The organism is Pseudomonas fluorescens (assembly GCF_902497895.1).
Classification (GTDB): Bacteria; Pseudomonadota; Gammaproteobacteria; order Pseudomonadales; family Pseudomonadaceae; genus Aquipseudomonas; species Aquipseudomonas fluorescens_BP.
In genome coordinates this window covers 15,219-34,261 of the sequence record NZ_CABVHQ010000017.1, presented here as the reverse complement: position 1 = coordinate 34,261, position 19,043 = coordinate 15,219, and the positions used below count along the sequence as shown (strand labels likewise).

At 60.8% G+C, this 19,043-nt stretch carries 15 protein-coding genes and 1 pseudogene; 7 read left to right on the top strand and 9 right to left on the bottom strand.

The features are described 5' to 3' along the window. Positions 1-42: 42 nt before the first annotated feature. Positions 43-992: pseudogene (locus tag F8N21_RS11070) on the top strand (pyridoxamine 5'-phosphate oxidase family protein); the annotation flags it as partial. 55 nt (positions 993-1,047) lie between these two features. Here the strand turns inward: F8N21_RS11070 and F8N21_RS11065 are convergent. Beyond that, a complete protein-coding gene (locus tag F8N21_RS11065) occupies positions 1,048-1,677 on the bottom strand; it encodes a LysE family translocator (protein WP_150642231.1) in 630 nt (209 codons plus the stop codon). A 143-nt stretch (positions 1,678-1,820) separates the two neighbouring features. Between F8N21_RS11065 and F8N21_RS11060 the strand changes: the two genes are divergently transcribed. Further along, positions 1,821-2,294, top strand: coding sequence for an Lrp/AsnC family transcriptional regulator (locus F8N21_RS11060; RefSeq protein ID WP_150642167.1), 474 nt, complete (start codon positions 1,821-1,823; stop codon positions 2,292-2,294). A gap of 190 nt (positions 2,295-2,484) precedes the next feature. Here F8N21_RS11060 and lpdA read toward each other — a convergent pair whose 3' ends face one another. The 7 genes from lpdA to F8N21_RS11025 all read right to left on the bottom strand — a co-directional run bounded on the left by lpdA (position 2,485) and on the right by F8N21_RS11025 (position 9,831). Next, positions 2,485-3,885, bottom strand: coding sequence for a dihydrolipoyl dehydrogenase (gene lpdA / locus F8N21_RS11055; RefSeq protein ID WP_150642166.1), 1,401 nt, complete (start codon positions 3,883-3,885; stop codon positions 2,485-2,487). A gap of 133 nt (positions 3,886-4,018) precedes the next feature. Continuing rightward, positions 4,019-4,951: a phosphatidate cytidylyltransferase gene (locus tag F8N21_RS11050; protein WP_150642165.1), complete on the bottom strand. Its 933-nt coding sequence runs from the start codon at positions 4,949-4,951 to the stop codon at positions 4,019-4,021. 1 nt (position 4,952) lies between these two features. Next, positions 4,953-5,573 (bottom strand): lysophospholipid acyltransferase family protein, encoded by a 621-nt coding sequence (locus tag F8N21_RS11045; protein ID WP_150642164.1) that lies wholly within the window; start codon positions 5,571-5,573, stop codon positions 4,953-4,955. Positions 5,574-5,582: 9 nt separating this feature from the next. Continuing rightward, entirely contained in the window at positions 5,583-6,038 is a 456-nt protein-coding gene (locus F8N21_RS11040) for a hypothetical protein (RefSeq protein WP_150642163.1), read from the bottom strand. Then, the gene (locus tag F8N21_RS11035) at positions 6,028-7,440 is read right to left on the bottom strand and encodes a phosphatase PAP2/dual specificity phosphatase family protein (protein ID WP_150642162.1); all 1,413 of its coding nucleotides are present in this window, start codon (positions 7,438-7,440) and stop codon (positions 6,028-6,030) included. The genes F8N21_RS11040 and F8N21_RS11035 overlap by 11 nt, the downstream gene beginning before the upstream one ends. Further along, positions 7,440-9,197 carry a bifunctional alpha/beta hydrolase/class I SAM-dependent methyltransferase gene (locus tag F8N21_RS11030; protein WP_150642161.1) on the bottom strand — a complete coding sequence of 586 codons (1,758 nt, stop codon included), beginning with the start codon at positions 9,195-9,197 and terminating at the stop codon, positions 7,440-7,442. The genes F8N21_RS11035 and F8N21_RS11030 overlap by 1 nt, the downstream gene beginning before the upstream one ends. 10 nt (positions 9,198-9,207) lie before the next feature. Next, positions 9,208-9,831 (bottom strand): CDP-alcohol phosphatidyltransferase family protein, encoded by a 624-nt coding sequence (locus F8N21_RS11025; protein ID WP_150642160.1) that lies wholly within the window; start codon positions 9,829-9,831, stop codon positions 9,208-9,210. A gap of 244 nt (positions 9,832-10,075) precedes the next feature. Here F8N21_RS11025 and hflK (F8N21_RS11020) point away from each other — a divergent pair, with 244 nt between their 5' ends. The 5 genes from hflK (F8N21_RS11020) to cfaB all read left to right on the top strand — a co-directional run bounded on the left by hflK (F8N21_RS11020) (position 10,076) and on the right by cfaB (position 17,506). Further along, entirely contained in the window at positions 10,076-12,037 is a 1,962-nt protein-coding gene (hflK, locus tag F8N21_RS11020) for a protease modulator HflK (protein WP_150642159.1), read from the top strand. Further along, positions 12,034-13,074: a protease modulator HflC gene (hflC, locus tag F8N21_RS11015; RefSeq protein WP_150642158.1), complete on the top strand. Its 1,041-nt coding sequence runs from the start codon at positions 12,034-12,036 to the stop codon at positions 13,072-13,074. Before hflK (F8N21_RS11020) ends, hflC begins: the two co-directional genes overlap by 4 nt. Further along, complete coding sequence (hflK, locus tag F8N21_RS11010) at positions 13,071-14,129, top strand: protease modulator HflK (protein WP_150642157.1); 1,059 nt, start codon at positions 13,071-13,073, stop codon at positions 14,127-14,129. The genes hflC and hflK (F8N21_RS11010) overlap by 4 nt, the downstream gene beginning before the upstream one ends. After that, positions 14,126-16,045, top strand: a complete 1,920-nt coding sequence (locus F8N21_RS11005; protein WP_150642156.1) for a cation-translocating P-type ATPase — start codon at positions 14,126-14,128, stop codon at positions 16,043-16,045. Before hflK (F8N21_RS11010) ends, F8N21_RS11005 begins: the two co-directional genes overlap by 4 nt. A gap of 273 nt (positions 16,046-16,318) precedes the next feature. Then, positions 16,319-17,506, top strand: coding sequence for a C17 cyclopropane fatty acid synthase CfaB (gene cfaB, locus F8N21_RS11000; RefSeq protein ID WP_150642155.1), 1,188 nt, complete (start codon positions 16,319-16,321; stop codon positions 17,504-17,506). Here the strand turns inward: cfaB and cls are convergent. Then, the gene (cls, locus tag F8N21_RS10995) at positions 17,503-18,942 is read right to left on the bottom strand and encodes a cardiolipin synthase (RefSeq protein WP_150642154.1); all 1,440 of its coding nucleotides are present in this window, start codon (positions 18,940-18,942) and stop codon (positions 17,503-17,505) included. The two genes, cfaB and cls, sit on opposite strands and share 4 nt — an antisense overlap. Between the last annotated feature and the right edge of the window lie 101 nt (positions 18,943-19,043).

Below are 19,043 nucleotides of genomic sequence, written 5' to 3'. Positions count from 1 at the left end.
TGGACCGTTCAGACCGCGCCGTCGGCGCAGGGGGAAACCGCGATGAACCTTCAATCACCCTGGCATGCCGGTGAGAAACAGTTGCAGGCGCACGTTGGTGTCGCTGAGCGCATGGAAGCATTCGGACCCAAGGTGATTCGCAATTACCTGCCGGATCAGCATCGTCAGTTCTACCAGAAACTGCCCTTCATGCTGTTCGGCGCAGTGGATGCCGACGGTAACCCTTGGGCCAGTATTCTCGAGGGGCCGCCGGGTTTCGCCCATTCTCCCGAGCCTGTGCTGATGCAGCTGGACAGACTGCCGCGCCAGGATGACCCGGCTCAATTACAGGCTGGTGCGGCGATCGGCTTGCTGGGGATCGAGCTGCATACGCGGCGGCGCAACCGAATTAATGGGCGAGTCAGGGAGATGACCGCTAACGGCTTTACCGTGGCGGTTGAACAGGCGTTCGGCAATTGCCCGCAGTACATTCAATTGCGCCAATTTGACTCGGTGCCCGTCGCAAATCCCTCGGCGTCTGCGGTACAGCGTCTGAGCACGCTGGATGACCGCGCGAGCGCAATGATTCGTGGAGCCGACACCTTTTTTGTCGCCAGCTATGTCGCGGTTGAAAAGCAACGTTCGGTAGACGTTTCCCATCGTGGCGGGCAGAGCGGGTTTGTTCAGGTCGACGGCAACTGCCTGACCATTCCCGATTTCGCCGGCAACCTGCATTTCAATACCTTGGGCAACCTGTTGCTCAATCCGCGGGCCGGTTTGCTGTTCATCGATTTCATCACGGGGGATTTGCTGCAGGTCAGTGGGCGTACCGAAATCATTCTTGAAGGGCCGCAGGTCGAGGCCTTTCAAGGCGCCGAGCGGCTCTGGAAGCTGCAGGTGGAACAGGTGGTGCGCCGGCCCGCGGCGCTGGGTTTGCGCTGGCGGTTCGAGTGATTCTCGCCAACAGTCGGAGGACCGGCACCTGGGAACAGGCTGCCGCACGTCTGCAAGCCGGCTTGATTTGTAGGGGTAAGAGGAGCCTTTGACCCTTTTGCCGGGCTACAGATTCTACGCTTGCTGCACGAACGTCAGCCGCAGGGCGAAGCCGATCAACAGGCTGCCAAACAACCATTGCTGTACTCGCTGTGCCGAGGGACTGCGCTCAAGCCAGCGTCCGAGCCCGGCCCCGACCAGCGCGTAACCGCTGTCGAACAACAACCCGACAATCACCAGTACCACGCCAAGCTCGACAAATTGCGTCGCCACCGGGCCGGCGTGGGGGTCGATGAATTGCGGCAGCAACACCGAGCAAAACAGCAACGCCTTGGGGTTAAGCAGGTTGGTCAGCAGCCCACGCTGAATGGCCTCACGCCACAACCCGGTCTTTGTGGACGCTTGGGCCGGGTTCAGGCTTGGCAGCATGTTGGAGCGCAGGCACTGAATTCCCAGCCACAACAGGTATGCGGCACCGGCCAGGCGCACCACTTCAAAGGTCCAGGGCGCGGCCTTGAACAGGGTCGCCAGGCCCAACGCCGCCAATGCCACATGACAACCGCGAGCGAGGGCCAGCCCCACGGCGGTGGCCAGCGCCGCGGCTTTACCCTGACGCGCACCGGTTTGCAGCAACAGGATCATGTCCGGACCCGGCAGCAAGTACACCACCGCCAGGGCCAAAAAAAACATCCACAGCTCTGTCACTTTGCCACCCATTGGTTATCGATTCGGTGATCAAAGTCTATGCCCGAAGGGCAGGGCAGGTGCTTGCGTAGTCAGCCACTAAAGTAGCTAGACTTGGCATAATCTGCCAATCCGTGAATAAAAACAGTCTGGAACTACCAAGCATGAAACTGGATGCCTATGACCGCCGAATCCTCGCCGCCCTGCAACGGGACGGTCGACTGAGCAACGTGCAACTGGCCGACGAGATCGGTCTGTCAGCCTCGCCCTGTTTGCGTCGGGTTCGTCTGCTGGAAGAGGCCGGAGTGATTCGCGGCTATCAGGCCAACCTCGACCGCGACGAAGTCGGCCTGGGGTTGACGGTGTTTGTCGGGGTCAAGGTCGAACGGCACAACGACGCCGAAGCCGAAGCCTTTCGCCAGGCCGTGACCGCGTTGCCCGAGGTGATTTCAGCGTTTCTGGTGTCGGGCGAATCGGACTTTTTGCTGCAAGTGGTCGTGCCGGACTTAAGGGCATATGAACGCTTCCTCACCGGCCGACTGCTCAAGTTGCCGGGAGTCAGCGATATCCGCAGCAACTTCGCGATCCACACCGTAAAAACCCCCGGGCCATTACCGCTGGGGCATTTGCCGGATTGAAGAATGCGATCTTTTGATCTTTTGACCTGCTTATACCGTAGGCGGGCGCCAGCTAAAATTGCGAGTGCTGCGCACTCGATCGCGAGCCCCACACTAGATCGGCATGTGCACACCGAAGATCCAAATGTGGGAGCGAGCTTGCTCGCGATAGCGGTGTCACTACCCACACAGCTCCTGACCCAGAGCGCCGCTACATCTGCGTCGCCATCCCCTGCACATTCATTGCCGCCTGGCGCAGCGCTTCGGAACGAGTGGGGTGCGGGTGGCAGGTCAGGGCGATGTCCTCGGCCGAGGCGCAAAACTCCATGGCCACGCAATATTCGCCAATCATTTCACTGACGCTCGGGCCCACGAGATGGACGCCCAGAATCTCGTCGGTACGCTCGTCCGCCAGCACTTTGGCGAAGCCTTCGGTCTCGTGATTGATTTTTGCCCGGCTGTTGGCGGTGAAGGGGAATTTGCCGACCTTATAGGCCCGGCCTTCAGCCTTGAGTTGTTCTTCGGTCTTGCCGACACTGGCCAGCTCCGGTTTGGTGTAGATCACGTTGGGGATCAAATCGTAATTGACCTCACCCGCCTTGCCGACGATCTGCTCGATGCAGGCCATGGCTTCGTCTTCGGCCTTGTGGGCAAGCATCGGCCCCGAAGTGACATCGCCGATCACCCAAACCCCCTCGGCTTCGGTGCGGTGGCCTTTGTTGGGCAGCATGCCGCGCGGGTCCGTCGCCAGGCCGACGTTTTCCAGGCCCAGGCCTTGGGTGTAAGGTCGGCGTCCAATGGCGACCAGCACATAGTCCGCTTCCAGCAGCTCGGCAGCGCCACCCGCCGCCGGTTCGACACTCAGTTGCACGCCGGTGGCCAAGGGGGTGGCGCTGGTGACTTTGGAACTCAATTTGAAACTAATGCCCTGTTTGCTTAATGAGCGTTGCAAGGTTTTTCCGGCCTCGCCATCCACCCCCGGGCAGATGCGATCAAGGTATTCAACCACCGTCACCTGGCTGCCCAGGCGCCGCCACACAGAGCCCAGTTCAAGACCAATCACCCCCGCGCCGATGACCACCAGATGCCTGGGCACTTCACGGAGCGACAGCGCGCCGGTGGAATCGAGAATGCGCTGATTGTCGATTTCCACGCCCGGCAATGGGGTAGGTTCGGAACCGGTGGCGATGATGATGTTTTTGCCGTGCAGTTCGGATTTGCCGCCCTGGCTGTCGGTTACCGTGACTTTCCCCGGGCCGTCGATATGGCCCCAGCCGATGATCCAGTCGACATTGTTTTTGCGAAACAGAAATTCGATGCCCTTGGTCAGCCCGGCGACGCTTTGGTCTTTCTGTTTCATCATCTGCGCGAGGTTGAGGGTCGGTTTGACCTCGATGCCAAGGTTGGCGAATTCGGCGCCCATCGCCGCGTCATAGAGTTCCGAGGCGTGCAGCAGCGCTTTGGAGGGCATGCAGCCGACATTCAGGCAGGTCCCGCCCAGAGTCGCCCGGCCTTCGACGCATGCCGCTTTCAAACCCAGCTGGCCCGCGCGGATGGCGGCGTTATAACCGCCAGGGCCACCGCCCAGAATCACGACGTCGTAGGTACTCATGGCTGCTCTCCTGCAAGGGGAAGGAAACGTCTAACGGTAGATCGGGTAAAACATTATGATCGTAATATGAGTCGTTCAAGTGAGAGCGGTCAAGGGGTCGCGGTCCGAGAAAAAGCTGGAGCACTACGCACCCTCAGGTCCACCAGTAGCGCACCAGATGGAAGAAAATCGGCGCGGCAAAACACACCGAGTCCAGCCGATCGAGCATGCCGCCATGGCCTTCGATCATATGCCCCCAATCCTTCACGCCGCGGTCGCGCTTGATTGCCGACATGACAATACCGCCGGCAAATCCCAGCAGGTTGATCAACAGCGCGATGAGAAACGACTGCCAGGGGTTGAACGGAGTGATCCACCACAGCGCAGCACCGATCAGCGAGGCCAGGACAATGCCGCCGACAAAACCTTCGACGGTTTTCGATGGCGAGAGATTCGGCGCGATCTTGTGTTTGCCCAACAGCTTGCCGCAGACGTACTGCAACACGTCCGACAGCTGCACCACCATCACCAGATAGGCAATCAGCAGCAGGTTTCGGCCTTCGTAGCCGGGGATATCGAGGGTCAGCAACGCCGGCACGAACGACACGCAGAACGCCGCGATCATCAGGCCCCATTGGACTTTCGAGGCGCGTTCGAGGAAGTGCGTCGTGTCCCCTCCCAGCGAGGCAAGGATGGGTAATAGCAGGAATACGTAGACCGGAATAAAGATCGAAAACAGCCCGTACCAGTCGACGTAGATCAGCAAGTACTGCAGTGGCAGTGCCAGATAGAACGCCGCCACCAACGCCGGATAATCGCTGCGGCGGGTGGGTGTCAGGGTCAGGAATTCCCGCAGGGCATAGAAGGACACCGCGTAGAAAAGCAGGATCACAGCGCTGGTACCGAGCCAGAAGGCGATACCGATGACCACCACCATGACCCACCAGGCGTTGATCCGTGCGTTAAGGTTATCGATCACCGGGTTTGGCGTGCCGCGGGTCCGCTGCTTGAGGATGAAACCGATCAGCGAGGCCAGCAGCAGAATCGCGCCGATTGCGCCGAACAACATCAGGGTTTGCCTATCCATCTCAGGAGTGCTCCGGGGCCAGGGCCAGCAGTGCGTCGCGGCTGCGTTCAAGGAAGTGCACTTTGCTCTCGCTCTCCTCGAGCACGAGCGGTACCCCGAAGCTGGTTGTGCATAACAAAGGTAGAGGCAGGATTCGACCTTTGGGCATTACGCGGTTGAGATTGGCGATCCACACCGGGATCAGCTCGACCTGTGGGTAACTTTTCGCCAGGTGATAAATCCCGCTTTTGAAGGGCAGCAGACCCTCTTCAAGATTGCGCGTGCCCTCCGGGAAAATGATCAGTGAGTCGCCGTGCTCCAGAGCTTCAAGCATCGGCTGCAAGGGGTTATCCACAAGGTCCTTGCGTTCGCGGTCGATCAGTACGCCATTGAACACCCGATTAATGAGGTAACGGCGCAACGGGCTTTTTTGCCAGTAATCCGCGCCGGCCACCGGCCGCGTGACCTTGCGCAATGCCGGCGGCAACGACGCCCAGAGCAGCACGAAATCGCCGTGGCTGCTGTGGTTGGCGAAGTAGATGCGCTGCACCTCCTGCGGCGCGCAACCAAGCCACAGGCTGCGAGCGCCGGTGACTGTGCGGGCGGCGGAGGTGATGAGCGTGGCGACCACGGGTTCGAACATGAGGATTCCTTATCCAGTGAAGGGCAGCCAAGGGCTGGCGAGGATGACCGCGAGTGGCGCCAACACTTGCACGACCAGCAGCTGCGCTTGCCGACGCAGCAGTTTCAGCGCGCCGCGGCTGCGCTCGGCCCAGTTCCTGGCAGGGGGATCGTTTTTTTGCAGGTTCAAGCTCTGCAATGCCTGGTCCATGGCTTGGGTGCTTTGCATCAGTTGCTCGGTTTCGCTGGCCATCCGCTGAAACAGCTCGGCATCGAAAGCTACTCGCAGCGCCCAGTACTTCTGCACTAGCCCGAGCAGCACCATCCACGCACTGAGGATCAGGCAGACCGGGCTATGGGTGACCAGTAACAGTTGCACCAGGCCGAACAACAAGCCCAGCAGGGTTATGCCTGTGGATAGCTGATCCAGCGCACGACCCCGGCGCAACAGGCTGGCGACGACTTCCAGGGAAAGGTCAGTGGCCATGGGCGACCCTCATTTGTTCCAGGGCCTGGCGATGGGCCAGGTGCAGTACGATCCCTGGCCGACTCTGTCGAATCTGCCTCACCGCAGCCTCGACGCTGGCGGCGCGACCGCTGTACAGCAACCACGCGGCGACGGCCGTGGCACTGCGTGAATAACCCAGCGCGCAGCACACCAGCAGCGGCCCGTGCTGACGCAGTCGCTCGATGGCCTGCGCGGCTTCCAGGCATTGCCCGGCGGTTGGGGCGACCAGGTCGAGCACGGGCAGCGAGTGATAGTCCAGGCCTGGTGCGTTTAGTGACAATTCAGCGCAGAGATCGAGCACCGCGCGGAACGGGCTGTTTTTCAGTTCCGACGAACCCGGGATCCGCCCTAACCAAACGTTATCCACAACCCGGTCAGCCTGTGGGTATTTTTGCAGCGGGCTGTCTTTCAGTTTCAACGAACCTGGGATCCGTTCTAAACAAACGTTATCCACCTGTGGGTATTTATTTGTCCACAGCCTCGAATTGATCCAGGCTGCCCCCAGATAGGGCGCCAGCAACCAACGAACGGCCGGGCTCAACCGGCCATCGACGCCCTTCTGAAAGCCGGCGGCATCGAACAGCGCGTAGTTCAACGCCACCATCAACGAGGCCACGGCCGGCCAGAGCAACCACAGCCACCACCCGCCAAACGCAAAGGCTGGAATACCCAGAACTACGGCACCAATCATATAACCCAGCGCTAGTTTCCAGCGCTTGCGATCAACTGCCAAGCGTGCAGTCTGCAGCGGACTGGGTGGATCCAGCGGCCACAACCAGACACACAACCAACCGACCAGAACGCCTGTGGGTAAGTCGATAAAGTGGTGTTGATAAGTACTCAGGACAGAAATCCCGATCAGCCCGAACCAGCCATGCATCAACCAACGCCAGACGCCCTGTGTATATGTATAACGTTGGTAGCAAACCCAGAGCACCACCAACAGGGCAATGTGCAGGGAAGGCGCTTGATTGAAGGGTTTGTCGAAGCCCGCCAGCACGTCGAACAGCCAACCGAACACTCCTTCCATTTCCGGGCGCTGGAAAGTGAAGCGCAACGGCCAGAGCAGGAAGCAGCTGACAGCGATCGCCTGGGCCGTGAGCAGGCGCAAGGCATGGCGCCTGAGTTCGTCGCGGCTGGTCGGTAACAGCAGCGACAGTCCGTACAGCAGATCGATCGACCAGTAGGGCACGATGGTCCAGGCCAGGAATGGAATGTGCGATTCCCAGCCAAATACCAGGCTACCCACGTCATCTCGCTGAGCGGAAACCCAGGTGGCAAATCCGTAAGTGCTGAAAAACAAGGGTGCCAGCAACAGCAACCAGAGCACTGCCGACTTCAGCAAGCCTGGCTCGCGCAGGGGCGTTACGGCGCTGGTCATCATTGCACCCGCTGAGCCAGCGACACGCTGAAGATGCCCCATTCATCCATTCGCTGGGTGATCTTGCGAAACCCCGCCGCTTCGACCAACTGATCCATTTCCGCCTGACTGCGGCGGCGCATGATCCAGGCCTGACCCTGGCGGTGGCTGGTCAGGGCGCGAGCGATAAGCTCCAGTTGCGGGTGCCACGGCTGACCGGTGTACACCAGATAACCGCCGGGCTCGACGGCGGCGGCCAGCCCGGCCAGCGAGCCGCTGACCAGTTGGTTGTCGGCGAACAATTCGTAAAGGCCAGAGACCACCGCCAGGCGCGGTTTTGGTTGCAGCGCCGCGAGGTCGGCCTGGTCGAAGGCATCGGCTTTGACGAAGCGGGCTATCTCGCTCAAGCCTTTCTCGGCAATCAGCGCGCTGCCTTCACGTACGTTGAGGTCGCTGTAGTCGCGCAGCAGGATCGATTCGGGCAGCGGACTGACGCCCTGCAAGGCTTCGAGAATGTAACGTCCGTGGCCGGCGGCGATGTCGACGATGCGTACTTCGCGGTGCCGCTCACGGAGTTGTTCCATCGCCAGGCGCAGCAATTCCTCCAGATGCACTTTGCGTTGGCGAATGCCGCGCCAGCCGATGGAGTTCAGATAGTTCTGATCGATCATCCGGCCCGCGGCGGTATTCCCGGTCGGCTGGTTGCGGTAAACATAATCCAGGGTGCTGCCGGAGTCGAAACCGCTGTCGAAGCCGAGTTTGACCCCGGTCGACAGCCGACTGCCCAGGCGCATGCTGGCGCGAGTCATGCGCCAGTAAAGATCACGCAGCGAGTTGCGCGGTAAGGAGGCCGCCAGCGCTTCGGATTCGGCGCAGGTCGGGCCAAGACGGTCGGCGTCGAGCAGGGAAGGGCGGTGTGCCGGACACTGGAAGTTCTGCAGGATAAAACGTTTGGCGCTGCTCAGCGCTATGGCTCGGTCACGCTCGCCGAGGGTGTCGTGGAAGAACCCCGGAAGAATATGTTTTTCCTTTTGCAGAGTGCCGAGGCGTTCGAAGAATTGCTCCTGGGGTTGGCGATGCACCACGAAGTCCGAGCCGGAGATCAGCAGTTGGGTGGGTACCTGGATCGCTTGGGCATCGGCGACCACGCGGTCCGCCGCTTCATACAGACCGAGCAATACGTTCACCGAAATCGCTTTGGTGATCAGCGGGTCACTGTCGTAGGAGGCCACCCGTTGCTGGTCATGACTGAGCAGGCGCGCCTTGACGTAACTGTTGACGAAGAAATTGCCGCGCAACTTGCGCATCAGACCCAGGCCCGTTCTGGCGAAGGGCACGTAGAGTTTCACCTTGAACGCCGGTGAGGCGAGAACCAGCGTACGGATACGCGGCGCGTAGTCATGGACCCAGGTGGCCGCGATCACCGCGCCGACGCTCTGGGCAATCACCGCCATATTCTCCTGGTCAATCTGGTAGCTCGCGCTCAGCTGCTCGCAGAAGGTCTGCACGTCGCGCACGCTGGTGGCAAAACTCGGGCTGTCACCACGGGCTCCGGGGGATTGGCCATGACCGCGAGCGTCCCAAGCGAAGAAATCGAACTCCGGCAGGTCCAGTTCATCCACCAGATGGGCGATCCGTCCGGAGTGCTCATGGCCGCGATGAAACAGCATTACCGCCTTGCGTGGTTCACCGGCAGGCAGGGTTCTGGCAGGCCAGTGTCGGTAGAACAGTTGTACCCCATCATGGGTGTTGAAGGTCTGATCCTGGGCTTCGCGCATGCTGATTTCCTTATGCTGATGGAGCGTTGTTGCCGGCTTCTTTCAAGCCCTGACGGACCCGGTTGATCAGGGTGTACAGCAGCAATACCGCGACCACCAACAGCAGGCCATTGATCCAGCCTGCCGTGAGCCAGCCCAGGGCGATCCCGGTCGCCAACACACCGAGTGCCAACGCCCGATCGCTTTTACCCATCGGGCCATCATAGCGTCGCGAGGCGCCGATCATTGGCCCGAGCACGCCCGCGTATTCACTGATCAGCGCCAGTAAGGTCACCAGTAATACACTCAGCACATCCACTCCAGGGATCATCGCAAACGGCAGGATCAGCGCGCTATCGGCGACGATGTCGCATAGCTCATTGAGGTAGGCGCCCAGGGGCGATTGCTGGCCGAATTCGCGCGCCAGCATGCCGTCGACGGCGTTCAGCGCCATGCGCAGAATCATCCACACTGGAATCAGTGCGAAGACCCAGAAATGCTCGGCGAAACTGGCCACCGCGACCCCCACCAGCACGGAGATCAGCGCCGCCAGCAAGGTGATTTGATTGGCGGTGGTGCCGTTATCGAACAGGCGTTGAACCAGTGGCCGCAACAGATTCTGAAAGGCCGGCTTGAGCTGGTAGATGGAAGGCATGGAGTGGACAGTTCCTTGTCGAGGGTGTTGATGATCTGTGCCGCAATGTTTGGTCCTGAGCGTAGCTGGTGGTGAGAGAGCTTGCCCTGATGCCGGCCAGTCGAGTGCATAACACCGTTACCCGGGAGTGTGCGGCACACGAAAATTTCACTACTATCGTTATATCGTAACAAAATGAAAAGTTTGCAACGGCCGGGGACTTATCCCCAGGCCAGGATTTGGCAATGGCAAGCGCTGGGGTGATATGCAAATCGATCTGGAGGCGGATGGGACGGACGTAGAAGGGCTGCCGCGGTTTCAACAGGCGGCATTTCACGCGCGACGGTTGAAGCGGGTCGGCATAGGCCTGGCAGGAATGGCGGCGGTTGGGCTGGTGCTGAGTTTTTTTGTCGGCGTGTTTGCACCCCAGTCGGTCTGGCCTGCGTTGCTGGCCAACCTGGCCGCGGCATTACTGGTAGTGCTTGCAGGCCTGCAATCGGCCTGGTGGGTGAGTCGTTGGCGACAGCAAGCGCTGGGGACTCGCCAGCCGGCGACGGTTGCAACCGCCGCCAGCACTCCCGGTGAAACCCTTGGCTGGTACGAGCGATTGCTGGAGCGCATCAGTCATCGATGGTTCAGGCTGCTGGCACAGATTGGCGCGCCGACCCTCTGGTTGGCCGGTTGGGCGCTGCTGACACTGCTGAGCATCGAGCAGGTCTGGAACCTGGCGTTGCCCGGCGCGGCGTTGGGACTGTCGGCCAGTGTGGGTGCGGCACTTTTGTTGTTGCTGGCCTTCGGCTTGCTGGTGTTCGAACGTCAGCTGGCCCAGGAAAACCCAGCCGAGTGGCCCGAAGCCGCGCAGCTTGGGCAACTGGTCCGGGTAGCGATCATTTGCATGGTGTTGAGCGCGTTTTGCCTGTTTTTCAGCGCTGAGGCGTCGGTCTGGCCGGTGCGTCTGGCGGTGTTGATCGGCCTGTTGCCAGGTTTGGTGGCGGCCGAATTTCTGCTGCGCGCCTTGTTGTCATTGTTCAGCCCGCGCCGTGAACAGCTTGAACCACGGCTGCTGGCGCAGAGTTTTGTCGCCGATATGCTGCGCTGGCCACCGCAACCTTTGCTCGCGTTGCAGCACGAACTGCACAACCGCTTTGGCATCGACCTCAGGCAGATCTGGGCCTTCAGCTACATGCGCCGGGCCTTTTTGCCGGTGTTGTTGGTGGTGCTGGTGGTCGGCTGGCTGCTGACCGGGATTCACGAAGTTCCGCTGCAAGGGCGAGGCATTTACGAACGATTCGGAAAACCGGTGGAAGTCTTCGGGCCAGGACTGCACGCCGGATTGCCCTGGCCGTTGGGCCGCGTACTGAGCGTCGAGAATGGCGTGGTGCATGAGTTGGCCACCAGTGGGGAAACGTCTGTCGCAGTACCGCCCGAGCCGGCGGAAGGCCCCGCGCCGTTGATCGCCAATCGGCTGTGGGATGCCAGCCATGTCAATGACAAATCTCAGGTTATCGCCAGCAGCCGCGCCGACAAACAAAGCTTTCAGATCGTCAACATGGACGTGCGTTTTGTCTACCGCATCGGCCTGACCGATCAGGCGGCGTTGGCGGCAACCTACAACAGCGCCGATGTGCCGAGCCTGATTCGCGCCACCGCCAGCCGGATTCTGGTTCACGATTTCGCTTCGCGGACCCTCGACGGTTTGCTGGGGGAGGATCGTCAGGGGCTTGCCGAGGAGATCGGCCACGCCGTGCAGGCTGACTTGCAGAAGCTCAACAGTGGTGTGGAAATTCTCGCCACTGTAGTTGAAGCGATCCATCCGCCGGCGGGTGCCGCCAACGCTTACCACGGTGTGCAGGCAGCGCAGATTGGCGCTCAAGTATTGATATCCCGTGAGCGCGGAGCGGCCAGCGAACAGACCAATCAGGCGCAGTTGCAGGCCAGTATTGCCCGCGATCAAGCGGTGGCCATCGCCCATGAAATCAGCGCCACCGCCCAGGCTGCCGAACGGCGTTTTGCCGCCGAGCAAAAGGCTTATGCCGTCGCCGGCCAGGCTTTTGTGCTGGAGCAATATTTCAGTCAGCTGACCTTCGGCCTGGCTAACGCCAGGCTGCTGGTTCTTGATCATCGACTCGGCGCCAACGGTGCGCCGACCATCGATCTACGCACTTTCACGCTACCGGCTGACCCTGCGGCGCCGGGTAAATCCGTTCAGTCAGGAACCGCCCAATGAGCCAGCCACATTCCCACGATCAGCATGAGCATCCTGACCATAGCGGCCACGAGCATGGGCACCGTCACGGCCACCACCATCATCACCATGGCGAACCGCAGGAGGTCGGGCCTTTTCCCTGGCGGCGCATGGCCTGGGCGGCGGTGCTGGTGTTGTTTGCCATCGCCGCGGCGAGCCTGGTGCAAGTGCGTTCCGGCGAGGCGACGGTGATCACCCGCTTTGGTAACCCGTCGCGGGTGCTATTGGAACCTGGTCTCGGCTGGCGCTGGCCAGCACCCTTCGAGGCGGCGATCCCGGTGGATCTACGGTTGCGCACCACCTCCAGCGGCTTGCAGGACGTCGGTACTCGCGATGGTTTGCGAATCATTGTGCAGGCCTACGTGGCGTGGCAGGTCCAGGGCGACCCGGACAATGTGCAGCGCTTTATGCGCGCGGTGCAGAATCAGCCGGACGAAGCGGCGCGCCAGATTCGAACCTTTGTCGGCTCAGCATTGGAAACCACGGCCAGCAGTTTCGACTTGGCGAATCTGGTAAATACCGACGCCAACCAGGTCCGTATTGCCGACTTCGAAGCGCAGTTGCGCAAGCAGATCGATCAGCAACTACTGACCACCTACGGCGTGCGGGTACTGCAAGTGGGTATCGAACGGCTGACCCTGCCATCCGTGACCTTGACCGCCACCGTCGACCGCATGCGTGCCGAGCGCGAAACCATCGCCACTGAGCGCACGGCGATCGGCAAACGGGAAGCGGCACAGATTCGTTCGGCCGCCGAGCGTGATGCGCGAATCATGCAAGCCGATGCCACGGTGAAAGCAGCCGATATCGAAGCGCAATCGCGAGTCGAAGCCGCACAGATTTACGGCCGCGCTTACGCAGGTTCGCCGCAGTTGTATAACTTGCTTCGCTCATTGGACACCTTGGGCACTGTGGTCACTCCGGGTACCAAACTGATTTTGCGCACCGATGCGGCGCCATTCCGGGTGTTGGTTGATGGGCCGCCGAGTCTCGGCACCAAGGCCGAGTCGCAACCATGAATAAGGTTCCACGTGGAACAAATGCAGTCGACAGCCCGTGGATTCAGGCTGGCCGTTTGACCTTCCTCGCGCTGTACGCGGTGACGGTATTGGCGGCGCTGGCTTGGGCGTTCTCCAACGTAAGGCAAATCGATCCGCAGAATCGGGCGGTGGTATTGCAGTTCGGCGCCTTGGACCGAATTCAGAACGCCGGATTGTTGTTGGCCTGGCCGCGCCCGTTTGAGCAGGTGGTGTTGTTACCGGCAGCCGATCGGGTGATCGAGCGCCGGGTAGAAGACCTGCTGCGCTCCGACGCCGCACTGCAGGGCGATCGAGTGGCGAGTTTCGCCACGCCACTAAGTGATGCCCTGGCCGGTTCCGGTTACTTGCTGACGGGTGATGCCGGTGTGGTGCAACTGGATGTGCGCGTCTTCTATAAAGTTACCGAGCCCTATGCGTTCGTACTGCAAGGCGAACATGTGTTACCGGCACTGGATCGGCTGGTAACCCGCAGTGCAGTGGCGCTGGCCGCCGCGCGAGATCTGGACACTATTCTGGTGGCGCGCCCCGAGTTGATCGGTGCGGACAGCCAGGCCGCCGAGCGTCGCGAGCGACTGCGTGGCGACCTGGTGCGTGGGATTAACCAGCGCCTGGCCGAGTTGACCGCAACTGGACAGGGTTTGGGAATCGAGGTGGCGCGGGTCGACGTGCAATCGAGTTTGCCCGGCCCCGCAGTGAACGCCTTCAACGCCGTGCTGACCGCCAGTCAACAGGCTGACAAAGCCGTGGCAAATGCGCGAACCGACGCAGAAAAACTCACCCAGACTGCCACCCAGCAAGCCGACCGTGCCTTGCAAGTTGCCCACGCACAGGCTAGTGAGCGTCTGGCGAAAGCCTCGGCGGACACCGCGACGGTGCTGAGCCTGAGCCAAGCGCAGCAGAAGGGCACCGACCCGGAAATACTCCTGCGAATCTACCGCGAGCGTCTGCCGAAAATCCTTGGCCAAGCCGGGTCGGTGACTATGGTCGATCCTAAAGACGATACGCGCCTGATCATCCAGGGAGCTGAACAATGACTGTCCAATCCGCTGCCGCGCAGCCTGCGGTGAGCATGCTGACTTCTGTCGAGCAACGCAGTGCCGCACGTCAATTGACCCTGGCCATGCTCGCCTTCGGCTTGCTGGGCCTGGGTCTGGTATGGCGCTGGTGGGCGCCGCAGCAAAACGGCGTCAGCCAGTTGCTGCTGGGTTTTGCCTCGCTGCTGGTGGCCGTGCCGGTGATGCGTTCGGCCTGGTACAGCCTGCGTTACCCGAGTCTGCACGGCATCACCGATCAGTTGATCGCACTGGCGATGATGGGCGCTTGGGCCACGGGTGATCTGCTGACCGCGGCCTTGCTGCCGATCATCATGATCTTCGGTCACGTGCTGGAAGAGCGCAGCGTAATCGGTTCCCAGGAAGCCATTCATGCCCTGGGCAAATTGACTCGCAGCCATGCGCGGCAAGTGCAGGCCGACGGCACGATTATCGAAGTGGACAACGCCACGCTCAAGACCGGAGACCAGGTGGAAGTGCGCGCCGGTGATCGGGTGCCGGCCGATGGTGTGGTGCTTTCCGGGCAAGCCAGCCTCGATACGGCGCCCATCACCGGGGAGTCGGTGCCGCTGGAGGCGAGTGTCGGTATGCAAGTGTTCGGCGGGGCGATCAATCTCGATGGCTTGCTGCGGATTGAAGTCACCCGCACCGGTACTGAATCGACGTTGGGCAAAGTCATCGCCCTGATGCAAAGCGCCGAACGTTCGAAGCCGCCGATCACTCGTTTGCTTGAACGTTATGCCGGCAGCTACATGGTGCTGGTCTTGCTGCTGGCGGCGGTCACCTGGTTTATCAGCAACGATGCCCAGGCGATGTTGGCGGTGTTGGTGGCGGCCTGTCCTTGCGCCCTGGTGTTGTCGGCGCCGGCCACGGCAATTGCCGGGATCGCCGTAGCGGCGCGCCACGGGATTCTGATTCGCAGCTCGGCGTTTCTCGAAGAGCTGGCGGACCTGACTTCGCTGGTGGTCGACAAGACGGGAACCCTGACCTTTGGCACCCTGCGTTTGCAGTCGATCGACAGCCCGTTCGAGGATCGCAGCCCATTGCTGAGGCTGGCAGCCAGCCTTGGCTCTGCCAGCAGCCATCCAGTTAGCCGGGCGTTGGCCGGGTTGGTGACGCAGGAGCATTTTCTGCTGCTGTGGGATATTCGTGAGCGCCAGGGTTTGGGCGTGGTTGCGCAGACCGAGCAGGGCGAGGCAGCACTCGGCCGCCCGGAGCTGTTTGCCCAACTGGCGATTGCCACGTCTGCCGTGCCTGAGCATGACGGACCTATCGCCGGGCTGGCGCTGGACGGGCAATTTCTTGGCTGGCTGTTGCTGGCGGACAGCATCAAACCCGAGGCACGCCACGCCCTGAGCGAGCTGCGTGCACTGGGCCTGGGGCGGCAATTGCTGCTCACCGGTGATAGACAAAGCGTGGCCCATAGCCTGGCTCGTGAAGTGGGGATCAGCGATGTCGAAGCCCAGGCCTTGCCCGAGGACAAGCTCAACCGGGTCCTGGAAGAAATCCACAGCGGTTTTCGGCCGATGGTGGTCGGAGATGGGATCAACGACTCGTTGGCCCTCAAGGCCGGGGTCGTCGGTGTGGCCATGGGCGCGGGCGGTGCGGACATCGCGTTGGCCTCGGCCGATATTGTCCTGATCGGCAGCGACCTGCGACGCTTGGGCACCTGCGTGCGCTTGAGTCGCCAGTGTCGGCAGACGCTGCAAGTCAACGTGATCATCGGTCTAGGTTGGACCCTGGCGATTGTCGCGTTTGCCGCATTCGGTTGGTTGGGGGCTGCGGGGGCAATGATTGCGGCAGTGCTGCACAACCTCAGCACCTTGTTGGTGTTGGGCAACGCGGGACGGTTGCTGCGTTTTCAGGAGCCGTTGCTCAAGCTCCAGGAGGAGGTCTGATACTGTGGCATGTAACACCGTTTCACAGCCTGAACACCGTTGAAGCGCAGGGCGGTGATCAGGGGCCCGGCACTTTTTCGAACTGTACAGCGAGTTGGCAGTCTCTTGTGAAGAGGGTGTGCTACGACAGACTGTAACCTGGCTGAAACAGTGGAGTTAGGACGGTTTGATCAGCCTCGCGGGCCATAGAGAAAGGCTATGAGTTCGATAGCCGGCTAATTTTTCTGGATGGTCTACCCTCACATCAGATGTTCTGAAACAAGGGGACTTCCCATGGTCGCGCATCTTCCACCGGCCTTACAGAATCTGCAGTTACCGTTACGCCTCAGACTCTGGGATGGTCATGAGTTCAATCTGGGCCCGACACCCAGCGTCACCATTGTGGTCAAGGATCCACAAATGGTTGCCCAGTTCACCCATCCCAGCCTGGATTTGCTGGGCAGCGCTTTCGTTGAGGGCAAACTGGAACTCGAAGGCTCGATCCATGACGTGATTCGAGTGTGCGATGCGCTGAGCCAAGCCCTTTTGGATGAGAATGACGATAATCAGCCGGTGCGCTCCGAGCACGACAAAGCCACCGATGCGGCGGCCATCTCCTATCACTACGATCTGTCCAATGCCTTCTATCAGCTCTGGCTCGATAGCGACATGGTCTATTCCTGCGCCTATTTCGAGACCGGCAGCGAGACGCTCGAACAAGCTCAGCAAGCCAAGTTTCGTCACCTGTGCCGCAAACTGCGTCTGCAACCCGGTGAGTATCTGCTGGATGTCGGTTGCGGTTGGGGCGGGCTGGCGCGCTTCGCGGCCCGGGAATTCAGCGCGAAGGTATTTGGTATCACCCTGAGCAAGGAACAATTGGCCCTGGCTCGCGAGCGGGTGGCGGCCGAGGGCCTGGAAGATCAGGTCGAACTGCAGCTGCTCGATTACCGTGACCTGCCTCAGGACGGTCGTTTCGACAAGGTGGTGAGTGTCGGCATGTTCGAGCATGTGGGTCACGCGAACCTGGCGCAGTACTGCAAGACTCTGTTCGGCGCGGTGCGCGAGGGCGGGCTGGTGATGAACCACGGGATCACCGCCAGGCACACCGACGGTCGGCCAGTCGGGCGGGGCTTCGGTGAATTCATCGGACGTTATGTATTCCCCAACGGCGAGCTGCCGCATCTGTCGATGATCTCGGCCGAGATCAGCGAGGCCGGGCTGGAAATCGTCGACGTCGAAAGCCTGCGTCTGCATTACGCGCGCACCCTGGACCATTGGAGCGAGCGTCTGGAGGACAATCTGGAGGCCGCCGCGAAACTGGTGCCGGAGCAAGCGCTACGCATTTGGCGGCTGTACCTGGCGGGGTGCGCCTACGCGTTCGCCAGGGGCTGGATCAATCTGCACCAGATCCTCGCGGTAAAAACCCACACCGACGGTAGCCATGAACTGCCGTGGACTCGCGACGATATCTACATCCCTTAAAGGATTGGCGATATGAGCCGGGCGACCCGCATGCCCAGTTGTTGCAGGCGGCGAGTGTCCCGGCTTTCGCCTTTGGCAATCTCGTGTGCCAGGGCAAAGTCAGCGTTGAGCATGATCTCCACCTCGGCGGCGAATTGGCTGTCGACGGTCAGCAGCATCACTTCGAAGTTGAGCCGGAATGAACGATTGTCCAGATTCGCGCTGCCGATGGCGCTGATTTCGCTGTCGATCAGCACCACCTTCTGGTGCAGGAAACCTGGCTGATAACGAAACACCCGCACCCCGGCCCGCACCGCTTCGAAAGCGAAGAGACTGGAGGCTGCGTAGACGATGCGGTGATCTGGCCGCGAGGGCAGCAGAATCCGCACATCCACACCGCGCAATACCGCCAGGCGCAGGGCGGCGAACACTGCTTCGTCGGGAATGAAATAGGGGCTGGTGATCCAGATCCGCTCGTTCGCGGCATGAATCGCTTCGACAAAAAACAGCGAACAGGTTTCATAAGAGTCGGCCGGGCCGCTGGCCAGCAGTTGGCAAAGCACGCCGGCGTCTGGATAGGTGTCCGGCAGGATCAGCGGTGGCAGTTGGCGTGCCGCCCAGAACCAGTCTTCGGCGAACGACTCCTGCATGCAGGCCACCACCGGGCCAGTGACTGCTATATGGGTGTCGCGCCAGGGTGCCAGAGGCGGTTTCTGCCCCATGTATTCGTCGCCGACGTTGTGCCCACCCACAAATCCGAGCAGGCCATCAACCACAACAATTTTACGGTGGTTGCGGAAGTTGACCTGGAAGCGATTGAGCCAACCACTGCGGGTGGCAAAGGCTTTGACCTGTACGCCGGCATCACGCAGCGGCTGAACATAGCTGTGGGGCAGGGAGTGACTGCCGATGCGGTCGTAGAGCACGTAGATTGCCACGCCTTCGGCGGCTTTCGCCTTCAACAAGGCCTGCAGGCGACGACCGAGCTGGTCGTCGTGGATGATAAAGAACTGGATCAATACCGCTTGCCGAGCGTTACCAATAGCCTCGAATATCGCCGTGAACGTGGCTTCGCCGTTGATCAGCAGGCGGACCTGATTATTCGCCAGGCACGGCATGCGTCCAAGTTTGGGCATGGCTCGCAGCGAGGCATAGGCCTTTGAGGCGCGGGCGGCCAGCGCTTCTTCGACCCAAGGGCGCCAGTTCAGGTCGGCAATGGCTTTGCGCATCTCTTCGTTGGCCTGGCGCCTGGCCTTGATATAGGCATCGAAAGTACTTCGGCCGAAGACCAGATAGGGGATAAGTGTCAGATAAGGAATGAACAGCAGTGACATGGCCCAGGCAATTGCGCCTTGGGCGGTGCGGACGGTGAACACCGCATGGATGGCGGCGATCGTGCCCAGCGAGTGAATAATGGCGATCAGATAACCGAAAACATGCGGGCCAAAATAATCCATGGGGGCAGCCTGACTCCTGAAGATTCTAAGCTTAACAGACCATGTTCCACGGCGAATGTCGCTATTTAATTCAGCATGCAACCCAAGTAGATTGTTGACGT

Bases quoted from the DNA above. Each gene is read 5' to 3' on its own strand.
- F8N21_RS11005 (WP_150642156.1), top strand. From the start codon at position 14,126: ATGACTGTCCAATCCGCTGCCGCGCAGCCTGCGGTGAGCATGCTGACT.
- F8N21_RS11030 (WP_150642161.1), bottom strand. From the start codon at position 9,197: ATGCGCGAAGCCCAGGATCAGACCTTCAACACCCATGATGGGGTACAA.
- F8N21_RS11040 (WP_150642163.1), bottom strand. From the start codon at position 6,038: ATGGCCACTGACCTTTCCCTGGAAGTCGTCGCCAGCCTGTTGCGCCGG.
- cls (WP_150642154.1), bottom strand. From the start codon at position 18,942: ATGGATTATTTTGGCCCGCATGTTTTCGGTTATCTGATCGCCATTATT.
- F8N21_RS11025 (WP_150642160.1), bottom strand. From the start codon at position 9,831: ATGCCTTCCATCTACCAGCTCAAGCCGGCCTTTCAGAATCTGTTGCGG.
- F8N21_RS11060 (WP_150642167.1), top strand. From the start codon at position 1,821: ATGAAACTGGATGCCTATGACCGCCGAATCCTCGCCGCCCTGCAACGG.
- hflC (WP_150642158.1), top strand. From the start codon at position 12,034: ATGAGCCAGCCACATTCCCACGATCAGCATGAGCATCCTGACCATAGC.
- lpdA (WP_150642166.1), bottom strand. From the start codon at position 3,885: ATGAGTACCTACGACGTCGTGATTCTGGGCGGTGGCCCTGGCGGTTAT.
- hflK (WP_150642159.1), top strand. From the start codon at position 10,076: ATGCAAATCGATCTGGAGGCGGATGGGACGGACGTAGAAGGGCTGCCG.
- F8N21_RS11035 (WP_150642162.1), bottom strand. From the start codon at position 7,440: ATGACCAGCGCCGTAACGCCCCTGCGCGAGCCAGGCTTGCTGAAGTCG.
- cfaB (WP_150642155.1), top strand. From the start codon at position 16,319: ATGGTCGCGCATCTTCCACCGGCCTTACAGAATCTGCAGTTACCGTTA.
- F8N21_RS11050 (WP_150642165.1), bottom strand. From the start codon at position 4,951: ATGGATAGGCAAACCCTGATGTTGTTCGGCGCAATCGGCGCGATTCTG.
- F8N21_RS11045 (WP_150642164.1), bottom strand. From the start codon at position 5,573: ATGTTCGAACCCGTGGTCGCCACGCTCATCACCTCCGCCGCCCGCACA.
- hflK (WP_150642157.1), top strand. From the start codon at position 13,071: ATGAATAAGGTTCCACGTGGAACAAATGCAGTCGACAGCCCGTGGATT.